Here is an 11344-nt window from a genome sequence, read left to right as displayed (position 1 = left end):
CGGCTTGAACTTCGGGTGGTTTTTAAGATTTAATGTGAAACCTTCCAGGTTCTTGGTTGTGATCTGAATTGCATTAGCCTTAGCAAACTTGGCATCTATGTCCGCCAATGCACCGTAAATCATTTTGTCAAAAGTGACCCAAAAGGATTTGTTGTATTTATAAAGCTTACTGACAAACCGCACGCGGTCAGGATACGGATTACGTTCTGCGTGGCCAAACCATTCGAAGATAAATTCATTATCATTCGCGCTCACCCAGCTGTCGTGCTTTACATCCACAAACTCTTTATAACTCACTTCCACACCCATTTCCTGCAAGTGGGTAACCCATTTTCTCGTACCATCAACCGGCACAACCGGATCGGCATCGCCGTGAAAAAAGTGTACTGGGAAATTCAATGCATTCGGGGCGAGATCAAATGTACCAGCTGGCGGTGCCGGGCAAACCGGCGCGATGGCAGCCCAGATATCCGGCCGCGTAAGACCAATCCACAAAGTGCCACCACCTCCCATTGACAAGCCAGTGAGGTAAGTTTTGTTTTCATCCACATGGAAGCGACGTTTTACATCGTCGAGCATATCATAAACGTCATTTTCAGGTATACCTTGGTAACCCGCAGTTCCCCTCGCGTAAGCCGACGCTACAATAAAATCAACATCCTCCCATTTGGGAAAGTAGCGGGAAGCTTCCACATCAGTTTCACCTTCTGCATTGCTTTTACCAAAAACCCGGCGCAATGCGAGCCTGTGATTAGAGCCAGCGCCGTGAAGCATTACTACTAGCGGATATTTTTTTGTGGAATCGTAGTTCGGAGGTAGGTATAATCCGTAAGGCTGATCAGTATCATCCGCATCGGAGTGGAATGTAAGTACTTGTGGACCGCTCGCATATTTCTGAGCATGTATTGCAGGTACCGAAACCAGCAGGCAAAAAGCAACGAGGAATGCAATCTGAGTAAAGCGATTTTTCATCTGCATATTTGAATTTTCAATGGTTAAATATAACCCAATTCATAATGTGAACGCAGCAATTCGAAAAATGCTTTAATGCGGCATTGTTAATATTTGTAAACAAAAAGAGGCAGATCTCTCGACCTGCCTCTTTGTTACTAAGCTTTATATTGCAAACCAGCTACTTAGTTAGCCAGCTCTTCTTCTTTTTTACGAACTGTGATCACAAGCTGCTCACTATTTTCCTCGTGATTTGCAACCAGTACATCGCCTTCGCGCAGGTCACCTTTCAGGATTTCCTCTGCTACGGGATCTTCAAGATATTTCTGGATCGCCCGGTTCAAAGGACGGGCTCCGTATTGCGGATCGTACCCTTTTTCAGAAAGGAAATCTTTCGCAGCAATTGTCAATTCAATCTCGTAACCCAGACCTTTCACGCGGCTGAACAATTTGCCAAGTGAGATATCGATGATTCTGTGCAGGTCTTCACGTTGCAGTGAGTTGAACACGATCACATCATCCAAACGGTTCAGGAACTCCGGAGAGAATGCTTTACGGAGTGCGCTCTGAATTGTACCTTTCATGATTTCATCCTGATTCTCAGCTTTCGCTTTGGTAGAGAAACCGATTCCTGTTCCGAAATCTTTCAAATCACGTGCTCCGATGTTTGAAGTCATGATAATGATCGTATTTCTGAAATCCACTCTTCTACCTAAACCGTCTGTCAGAATACCGTCGTCAAGCACTTGCAGCAGAATGTTAAACACATCCGGGTGCGCTTTTTCGATCTCATCCAAAAGAACTACGCTGTAAGGTTTTCTTCTGATTTTCTCTGTCAGCTGACCACCTTCTTCGTAACCCACATATCCCGGAGGCGCTCCAACCAAACGAGATACACTGAATTTCTCCATGTACTCGCTCATATCAATGCGAACCAGTGAATCGTCTTTATCAAACAGGTAAGTTGAGAGTACTTTCGCAAGCTCCGTTTTACCAACACCAGTTGGTCCAAGGAAGATGAACGAACCGATCGGCTTTTTAGGATCTTTCAAACCAACTCTGGTACGCTGAATCGCTTTTACCAGTTTTTCAATCGGAGGATCCTGGCCAATTACCTTACCTTTCAGCTCGTCGGCCATATTCAGCAATTTCTTGCCTTCGTCCATGGATACATTTGTAACCGGAATGCCCGTCATCATCGCTACTACCTCAGCTACGTTTTGCTCGGTAACTGTATAGCGTTTCTGCTTGGTTTCTTCTTCCCAGGCCAGTTTAGCGCGGTCCAGCTGATCGATCAATTTCTTTTCACGATCTCTCAATTGCGCAGCTTCCTCGTATTTCTGGCTTTTTACAACCCTGTTTTTTTCCTGTTTGATATTCTCGATCTGCTCTTCAAGCAAAAGGATATCCTCAGGTACCGTAATGTTGCTGATGTGAACCCTCGCTCCTACTTCATCCAAAACGTCAATCGCTTTGTCGGGCAGGAAGCGGTCAGTGATATATCTTTCCGAAAGTTTCACAGCAGTGCTGATCGACTCCGGTGTATAATTTACGTGGTGGTGATCCTCGTATTTATCTTTGATATTTTCAAGGATCTGAATAGTTTCTTCAATCGAAGTAGCATCTACCATTACCATCTGGAAACGACGGGCCAATGCGCCGTCTTTCTCAATGTACTGGCGGTACTCGTCAAGTGTGGTAGCACCGATACATTGGATTTCTCCGCGCGACAATGCAGGTTTGAACATATTCGAAGCATCCAGTGAACCAGAAGCGCCGCCTGCACCTACAATAGTATGCAGCTCGTCGATGAACAGGATTACGTCCGGTGATTTTTCCAGCTCGTTCATCACAGCTTTCATTCTTTCCTCAAACTGCCCGCGGTATTTGGTACCTGCCACCAGAGAAGCCAGATCAAGCGTAACAACGCGTTTTCCAAAAAGCACACGTGATACCTTTTTCTGAACAATCCGCAATGCAAGTCCTTCTGCAATTGCAGTTTTACCCACACCAGGCTCACCGATCAGGATCGGGTTGTTCTTTTTACGGCGCGAAAGAATTTGTGCAACACGCTCGATTTCTTTTTCGCGGCCTACGATAGGATCAAGCTTGCCAACCTCAGCCATTTTGGTCAAATCGCGACCAAAATTGTCAAGAACCGGTGTACGCGATTTTTCAGCTCCTTTTGATTCTTTTCCGGATGAAGATCCACCGCCACCAAACATGCCGCCTCTTGCCTCGTCGTCTCCGTCCTCGGTCTCCGGCCCCATGTGAGGTCTGGATCCAGATGATTGATATTCTAGCATCTCTTTAATGACTTCGTAGTTAACATTGAATTTGTTCAATATCTGCGTGCCCACGTTATCCTCGTCCCTGAGTATAGAAAGCAGTAAATGCTCTGTGCCGATCAGGGTACTTTTGAATATTTTGGCTTCCAGATAGGTAATTTTAAGCACCTTCTCAGACTGCCTGGTTAAAGGTATATTCTGTAAATTCTTGACGTTATTGGTTGCGGCGCCTTTCGTTGCCTGCTCTATTGTTTGACGAACATCATCTAACGAAACGCCGAGTTTTTTAAGCAAACCAATCGCCACACCATCTCCCTCACGAATCATTCCAAGTAACAAGTGTTCGGCTCCAATGTAATCATGGCCAAGTCGGAGGGCTTCTTCCCGGCTCATTGAAATTACTTCCTTCACTCTATTCGAAAATTTTGCTTCCATTGTGCAGCAATAAAAAGTGTTTTAAAATCATTAACGCTACTTGATCCCCGTTTGTTCAAATAGCTTTATCGAGATGCACAGGATCTTAACAAAACACTTTTTGCTTCCGGCCCCATATTAAAAATTAAATCGATTATACTCAAATTACCTACAAAACCATTCCCGAAAGTCTGATAGTAAGGTACTGGTTTATAGTATGTGAAAGCATTCTGCTGTTTTCTGTTGTTAATCAGCGAGATAGCATTCAAAATACCATTATCTTCATCCCGCTCACCTGACAAAATGTACCTTTTTTCTTTTTTGACTCCTACCCACCTCAGACAAATTGTCAATAAATCATCATTTAAATCGACCAGGAATTTTGGTTTTTTATAGTAAGTATCGATTAGTTCGGGTGCATAAAACTCGTAGAACGGAGACTTTCCGTAGGCGGCTTTCAAACAACCCAGGTGTCGCCTGATCCATTCCTGGTTATAATCAATCAAAATGTCTTTTGTGGGGCTGGCTGCTTCGTAACTTTTGACAGGGACCGTCAATACGTCAATCTTATTGGTAGTAAGTACACTACACCGGTTCCTGAAAGTCTGCTTCACATATCTCTCCTCGATATCAATCAAAACCTGTTCGTGTTGCAGGATGCAGGTAAAGTATTCCAGGCAAGGTAGGTACTGCAATTCTAACTTAACCGCCCGATTCTGAGCACTATTTACTTCCAATTCTGACACTACCAAATATGCTAAAGGCTGTCGATATTATCAAAAAATTTATAATAATTATTTTGCGCAGTCAGCAATGTTCAATACTGCCTTAGATCTTTACAATTTCCACTCAGGAAAAAATACTGATATCACCCAAACCTTCCCGCACAATCTCAAAATCTTCGGAATCAGCCTTTACGATTGTGGACGGAACATTTCCGCCATAACCTCCGTCTACAACCATATCCACCTGATGCTGAAACTTTTCAAAAATCAGCTCAGGGTCAGTAGAATACTCGATGATTTCGTCATCGTCTTTAATGGACGTTGTAACAATCGGGTTTCCCAACTCTTTTACGATCAAACGGGGAATAAGGTTGTCTGGCACCCGGATTCCGACAGTTTTTTTATTTGTATTTAAAAGCTTGGGAACATTGCTCGTCGCGTCGAGAATGAAAGTGTAAGGTCCGGGAAGTACCCGCTTCATGATTTTAAATGCAGTATTACCTACACGCGCATAATCTGCAATGTGGCTCAGATCGTAGCAAATGAACGAAAAGTCGTTTTTCTGAGGCTTGATTCCCTTGATCCGCGCGATCCGCTCAACCGCTCTGGTATTGTAAATATCGCAGCCAAGACCGTAAACCGTGTCGGTAGGATAAATCACAAGACCACCATCTTTGAGACAATCAACAACCTGGCGAATGCGCCTTTCGTCTGGATTTTGAGGATATATTTTAATGAATTCAGCAGGCATAAAACTTCTGGGCTTTTTTAACTAACAACGTTAAAAGCTAAAACCTTCCTGCCAGAATGCTTTTTTTAAGTTTTTGATGTAAAAACGGTATGCGAAATTGACCGGTAGGTGAAGTCGGCAGAGCAGTACAATCAGCTCAGTTTGCCAGCCTGGATTCTCTATATAGTTTAGTAAACGCCTGAAACGCAATGCAAGCTCGTACTCCTGCGCATAAAGACATTTGCGGATAAAAGTCCGGATCCGCCGGGCAAGCAAGTCAAATTCCTGCTGGTCGCGGTTCAGATCATAGGCTTTGTTGCAGACTGCATAGTAAGAAGCGAGCATGCCGCTGTTCTTCTGGTAAACCTTTGTGGCAAGAGACGCAGGTACTATTCGTTTTTTAGTCAGGATTTCGTCCTGGTAATGGTATTTAAACTGCACAGCCGATCTTACCCAAAAGTCGAAATCCTCAAATAGCAGGCTCTCGTCATATCCGCCAAGCTGGGTCAATGCCTCTCTCCGCATCATCATCGTAGGTGTGCAGATAAAGTATCTTTCGAGGATCTTTTTGTAAATATCTCCCGAAGGTACCTGCCTAAGTGCCTGCCCGCGCTGGTTAACCGGATAATGGTAGTTCAGCTTTTTTCCTGCATGATCAATGTACTGTGCATTCGAAAAAACCACCGCATAGTCCTCAGACAAGCTTTCAAAACAGGTAACCTGCCTTTCAATCCGCTCGGGCAGAAGAATATCATCTCCCGACAGATCAATCACATATTTTCCTTGTGCAAGTTGAAGTCCCTGATTAAATGCGCGGCACAATCCCGCATTATAAGTATTGGTAATTACCTGGAATGCAGGTGCCTTGCGACGGAATAGCTCGACAATATGCAAGGATTTGTCGGTACTTGCATTGTCCACAACGATCAGCTGAATGAGGGGATAAGTCTGATAAAAGACCGAATTGAGGGTTTCCTCTAAGTACTGTTCCTGATTAAATACGGTCAGGATTACCGTAACCAATGGCTGTTCTGATTGTTTCATCTTACCCTCATAGTGCGGCTTAGCTCACGACGGCGCTTTTGTTGATATTGAATGCGCGCCTTCCGGTACAAAAGTAGGAACAATAAGCAGAGGCAACGGAAGTAGTTATTTTCCGGCAGATTAGTCTTTCAGGTTCGCTTTGGAAGTCCGCGCAGCCAGAATGCTCGCATTGATCTCGAAACCCAGAATGATAACAAATGCGAGCAAATACAGCCAGATCATCAGGGCGATCATCGTACCAATGGAACCGTAAAGCTTGTTATAAGAACTAAAACGGGAGAGATAAAATGAGAACCCGTAAGTAGCGACCAGGATAAGTACCGAAGCCACGATAGCGCCAGCATTCAGGAATGCGACCTGCCTACCGTGCGAAGGAGCAAAACGGTAGATAATGGAAATTGTAAGCATTAAAGATGCCAAACTGACGAGGTAACGCGTAATATTCAGTGAAATCAATAGGAAATTGTCTCTCACAATGTTCCACTCCGACACCAGGTTCATGACTGCATCACCAACAATCAGCAAGATCACAGACACAAACAATACGAGTAGTAAAAGCAAGGTAAGAACGATGGCAATACCCCGGATTTGCAGAAAAGTCCGGATCTCATCGTCTTCGTAAACCATATCAAATGAGCGCATCAGCGACATCATCCCATTCGTAGAGGCAATTACCGCGAAGATAAAACCGAATGAAAGAACTCCTCCCCTGGGCCTGCTGATGATATCCATGATAGTCTGATCCGCATCTTCATAAATCCCGCTTGGAATGTTCTCCCGCAGCAACTCCATAATCTGCTGATCCAGGTTTTCAATCGGAATGTAAGGGATGAGCGTAAATAGGAAGATAATTGCTGGAAACAGTGCAAGTGTCAGACTGAAAGCCACAGCCGAAGCGCGCTGGTCAATGTCGTATTTACGATTGCTTTTGACCAGATTGAGCACGATATCGTAAAGCGACACTCTGCCTCTTACGGGCGTCGTATGTTGAGACCAAGTAACAAATCGCTTGATCTGGCGGTTTTGCAGCAGCTTTTCAAGCATATTTCCCATGGCATCATTTATTCGAAGTACGATTGCAGCTTGGCTTTCAGTTTTTCAGGAACCGTGCACAATTTACCATTGTCCATTCGCTGAAATACCAGCGTAGTATCCCCGGTATTCAACAAAACATCAAGCTGGTTTCTTATTTCATACAAAAACCGGACGCGCACGCCGGGCATTTCCTGGATTGTTACCTTGATACTGAGCAGATCGTCGTACCGGGCAGGTTTCAGATAGCGTGAGTGACAGTCGTAAACGGGCATCATTACCCCTTCATCTTCCATTGCCTTATAATGAAAATCAAGGCTGCGAAGCGCTTCTACCCTTCCAATCTCGTAGTAGCGGGCGTAATTTCCGTAGTAAACATACCCCATCTGATCAGTATCAGCATACCTGACCCTGATCCCTTTCACTTCGTGAACAAACATGCTATTTAAGGATTTGGAGTCTGTTCAATTCTGCCTGATACAGCCGCGCATTTTTGAGGTGGTCGGCGTAATTGGTTGCAAACGCATGGTATCCCGACAAATCTGCCTTGGCGCACATATAAATGTAATCGTGCTTATCGTAATTCAACACCGCATCCAGCGATTTCAGGTCTGCTACGCGGATTGGTCCGGGAGGAAGTCCGGTGTTGATATAAGTATTGTATGGAGACTTAATGAGCAACTGTCCGTTCAAAATCCGTTTAATACCAAAATCCTGCAATGCAAACTTGATGGTAGGATCTGCCTGCAAAGGCATTTGGGCTTTCAGGCGGTTCAGGTAAAGTCCGGCAACGCGTGGGCGCTCATCTACTTTTCTGGCCTGCTCTTCTTCCACAATGGAAGCCAGGATCGAAACCTGCTCCGGTGTTAACCCTATTTCTTTTGCCTTGGCAATGCGTTCGTCGGTCCAGTACTTCTTGTATTCGCTATGCATGCGATCAAGGAATTTCTCAGTTCCGGTAGTCCAGTAGATCTCATAAGTATTAGGCAGGAACATGGAAACGATCGTGAGCGTATCGAGCCCGTATTTGTTGCAAACAGCTGGGTCGTTTAATGCTTTCCTGAAATTAGCCTCACCAAACTCAAAGCGACTGCCGATCCTTTTGATCAGATCTTCTTTCAGCCTGATATTGTTGAAAGTAAGCTTAACCGCATCCTGACTACCGGAAGCCAGTTTTTTCACAACTTCATAATTGCTGCTGTTCGGCTTGATTACGTACCTACCCGCTTTTACTTTTTCAGGATATTTCAAAAACTTGGCCAAAAACCGGAAGGAAATGTGGTCATTGATCACATCGTGCTTGTTGAGCGTATCCAGCACAGATTCATAAGAGGCACCTTCCGGGATCAGCAATGCAAAGCTTGCCTGCTTATCTACCTGCAAATTGGGCGTTTTGAATATTTGCCAAAAATAAAATGAAAAGGTCGTGGCCAGAATGGCGACCGTGACGAACAATCCTACTTTGAAATTACGTGACATAGTGATAAGGCTGTCAGCTTTTGGCAGTCGGCTTTCGGCTGCTCTTTTTGTATTTATAAGTTAATCTCAAAAGGAATACCGAACCTTTTGGCAAGTTCATCCAGTGACAAAACGACCGGTTCCAGCAAGGAAATTCCATTTACGCTCCTGTCCGCCTCCATTTCGCGCTCAGGATCACCAGGTATCAGTACTTTCTGTCCTTCTACTGCCCTCGCGCCTCTGAATGCACGTATCCATTTGTCCATATCCTTCTTAAAATCGTCGGCAGGACGAAATCCGTCTACCCGCATTGCGCCCAGGAAATGCCCGGTACCCAGACCAACGCCTGCTCCGGCAGACATAAAGCCGGCGGTGGCAAACGGCGGCACCCAGGGTCCAAAGTTAGCACCCGAAAGTACACCTGAAAAAATATCCACAATCGCGCCCAGCCCATATCCTTTGTGACTTCCATGCTCCCTGTCCGATCCCAGCGGCAACAATCCGCCGCCACTTTTTACTGCATTGGAATCTGTGGTTGCATTTCCTTCTGCATCCTGCGCCCAGCCGAGCGGGGCAGGCAGGTTTTTGCGTTGCAATATCTCGAACTTACCATAAGCCACAGCAGTAGACGCGAAATCTGCCACAAATGCGGGTTCTTCCTGCGCAGGTACCGCAACCGCAATCGGGTTTGTGCCGAGCAATTTATCCAGAGAAAAAGTGGGCGTAACCAGCGGCGCCGCATTGGTCATTGTCCAGCCGATCATATCTTTCTGCAATGCCAGCATCGCGTGGTACCCGGCAATTCCGAAGTGGTTTGAGTTGCGCACCGAAACCCAGCCTGAGCCAACCTTCTCTGCCTTTTCCATTGCAATTTCCATCGCTTTTGGCGCTACCACCAGCCCTAGCCCGCGATCTCCGTCCACAACTGCCGTACTAGGCGTTTCATAAACAACCTTTACTTCGGGAGTGGGATTCAGACGACCGTGATCGTACAGGCGCACATAGCCGGCGAGCCGGGCTATCCCGTGAGAATCAACTCCGCGCAGGTCAGCACTTACCAGTACTTCCGAGGCAAGTTTCGCATCTTCGGGCGGACAGCCGATTGCCAGGAATACTTCCTCGGTAAAATGTTTCAAATAACTGGCCTGATACATATACGTCAAATGAGTGAACTTCTGTTTATTTTTACCGTAGTTGTCAGTCTGATTTTACTGCCGGCGTGCAAATATCAATAATTCGTTTGGCTTCGTCCAAAAATGGAAATCAAGAATTCTATCCTGAAAAGGATTATCAGCTACTTCATCCGCGGGCTCGTACTTGTTGCGCCGCTTTATGCTACCGGACTTATTATATGGACAGGCGTTGAGTTTCTCGACAACATCATTCCCATAGATATCCCGATTTCCAACCAGCAGTCGGTGTACCTGCCCGGCCTGCGTGTGCTGATCATCATACTCGGGATCATTTTACTTGGCTTCCTTTTCTCGACGATCATTCCGCAATCGTTCTTCAAGTTCACCGAAGGAATCATGCGGCGCATTCCATTGGTAAGTCTGATCTACTATTCTATCAAAGACCTGATCCTGGCCTTTGTAGGAGACAAAAAGAAGTTTAACCAGCCTGTCCTGGTTACCATTTATAAAGATACCGGAATCAAAAAGATTGGGTTTATTACTCAAAATGACCTCACTCACCTTAAAATAACGGATCACGTTGCCGTTTACATGCCCTTTTCCTATTCATTGTCGGGAGAACTCTTCATCGTGCCCGCCGACCAGATTGTACCCGTCGAATCCTCGTCTACGGATATTATGAAAATGATCGTTTCCGGAGGAGTTTCGGTCAAAGTTTCCAAGGAGGAAACGCCTGAGGAAGAGGATTGAGCCGCAGTTTAAATAGGCAACATTGCAACACTTCTGCCCGTTTAAGAGAATGATTCCCTATATTTGAAACATTCTTTTTGTGCTATGAGAAAGCTGCTGCTTATCGTTTTTTTGTTTGTTTTCGGGAATCTGACAGCTTGGTCACAAGACCATTATGATCCCCGGAAAGCGCCAACAAGTGAGGAATTGTTTTTAAAACAGGGAAACACAAGCAGGGCGATTGCCAGCCCGGGACAGAAATATCTCGTCCTCGATGCCTCCCCAGCCATTGGTGGTTTTCACCGCTACCGCTTCTTTCCCGGCGACAATATCAAGTTCAGAATGCGGAATGAAACCATCAAATTCAACGAGACTATTTCAAGTGTTTCCGATAGTTCATTTACCATTGGAATCTTAAATGAAGCAGTAAACCGCGTTGACTATCAGGAAATTTTATTGAAAGATGTGCGGCTGATGAAAGTCTCACGGAACATTCCATTCATATCCCAGGCAGCTCCATTGCTCCCGCTCGCCGGACTTATTTTTATCGGTGCCGACTTCTTCAACAAAGGCATGGATAACAAACGCTTTACAACTGACGCTTCATCCTTCATAATTGGCGGCTCCATGATGGTCGCAGGATATGTGTGTTACCGGCTCACATTTTCTTCACTGAAAATCAACAACCGGAACAAGCTGAAAGTATTGGAAACATATTGAACAATGCGCGCAGCATTGCCGCATTTAATTGAAATCTGATTTTTTGAAAGTGAAATCTATTCTTGTTAGCCCCCCGCAAAAACCTGTTCAAGCAGAAATCCAACTGGTCGCTTCAAAAAG

Annotated in this window: 11 protein-coding genes; 2 read left to right on the top strand and 9 right to left on the bottom strand. The window is 45.2% G+C overall.

Annotated features, from left to right (window positions below; genetic code table 11):
- From ACTIE6_RS06665 to ACTIE6_RS06625, 9 genes are all read right to left on the bottom strand, one after another.
- A partial coding sequence (locus tag ACTIE6_RS06665; protein ID WP_439555892.1) for an alpha/beta hydrolase-fold protein occupies window positions 1-972 on the bottom strand: 972 nt, incomplete at its 3' end.
- Window positions 973-1136: 164 nt separating this feature from the next.
- Window positions 1137-3674 carry an ATP-dependent Clp protease ATP-binding subunit gene (locus tag ACTIE6_RS06660; RefSeq protein ID WP_439555891.1) on the bottom strand — a complete coding sequence of 846 codons (2538 nt, stop codon included), beginning with the start codon at window positions 3672-3674 and terminating at the stop codon, window positions 1137-1139.
- 65 nt (window positions 3675-3739) lie between these two features.
- On the bottom strand, window positions 3740-4348 hold the full coding sequence (locus tag ACTIE6_RS06655; protein WP_439555890.1) for a WbqC family protein: 609 nt from the start codon (window positions 4346-4348) through the stop codon (window positions 3740-3742).
- Between the two features lie 154 nt (window positions 4349-4502).
- Window positions 4503-5129: an L-threonylcarbamoyladenylate synthase gene (locus ACTIE6_RS06650; protein ID WP_439555889.1), complete on the bottom strand. Its 627-nt coding sequence runs from the start codon at window positions 5127-5129 to the stop codon at window positions 4503-4505.
- Between the two features lie 30 nt (window positions 5130-5159).
- Window positions 5160-6152 (bottom strand): glycosyltransferase, encoded by a 993-nt coding sequence (locus ACTIE6_RS06645; protein WP_439555888.1) that lies wholly within the window; start codon window positions 6150-6152, stop codon window positions 5160-5162.
- Between the two features lie 120 nt (window positions 6153-6272).
- Window positions 6273-7205 carry a YihY/virulence factor BrkB family protein gene (locus ACTIE6_RS06640; RefSeq protein ID WP_439555887.1) on the bottom strand — a complete coding sequence of 311 codons (933 nt, stop codon included), beginning with the start codon at window positions 7203-7205 and terminating at the stop codon, window positions 6273-6275.
- A gap of 8 nt (window positions 7206-7213) precedes the next feature.
- Entirely contained in the window at window positions 7214-7624 is a 411-nt protein-coding gene (locus ACTIE6_RS06635; RefSeq protein ID WP_056281404.1) for an acyl-CoA thioesterase, read from the bottom strand.
- A 1-nt stretch (window position 7625) separates the two neighbouring features.
- Window positions 7626-8663 carry an endolytic transglycosylase MltG gene (gene mltG / locus ACTIE6_RS06630; protein ID WP_439555886.1) on the bottom strand — a complete coding sequence of 346 codons (1038 nt, stop codon included), beginning with the start codon at window positions 8661-8663 and terminating at the stop codon, window positions 7626-7628.
- A gap of 53 nt (window positions 8664-8716) precedes the next feature.
- A complete protein-coding gene (locus tag ACTIE6_RS06625; protein ID WP_439555885.1) occupies window positions 8717-9796 on the bottom strand; it encodes an Ldh family oxidoreductase in 1080 nt (359 codons plus the stop codon).
- Between the two features lie 102 nt (window positions 9797-9898).
- Here ACTIE6_RS06625 and ACTIE6_RS06620 point away from each other — a divergent pair, with 102 nt between their 5' ends.
- On the top strand, window positions 9899-10525 hold the full coding sequence (locus ACTIE6_RS06620; RefSeq protein ID WP_439555884.1) for a DUF502 domain-containing protein: 627 nt from the start codon (window positions 9899-9901) through the stop codon (window positions 10523-10525).
- An 84-nt stretch (window positions 10526-10609) separates the two neighbouring features.
- The gene (locus ACTIE6_RS06615) at window positions 10610-11224 is read left to right on the top strand and encodes a hypothetical protein (protein WP_439555883.1); all 615 of its coding nucleotides are present in this window, start codon (window positions 10610-10612) and stop codon (window positions 11222-11224) included.
- Window positions 11225-11344 lie beyond the last annotated feature (120 nt).

Source organism: Dyadobacter sp. (assembly GCF_051859145.1).
In the GTDB taxonomy this organism is placed as follows: Bacteria; Bacteroidota; Bacteroidia; order Cytophagales; family Spirosomataceae; genus Dyadobacter.
Note: the sequence above shows the minus strand (reverse complement) of the source record. Positions and strands in the feature narration are given on the sequence as shown.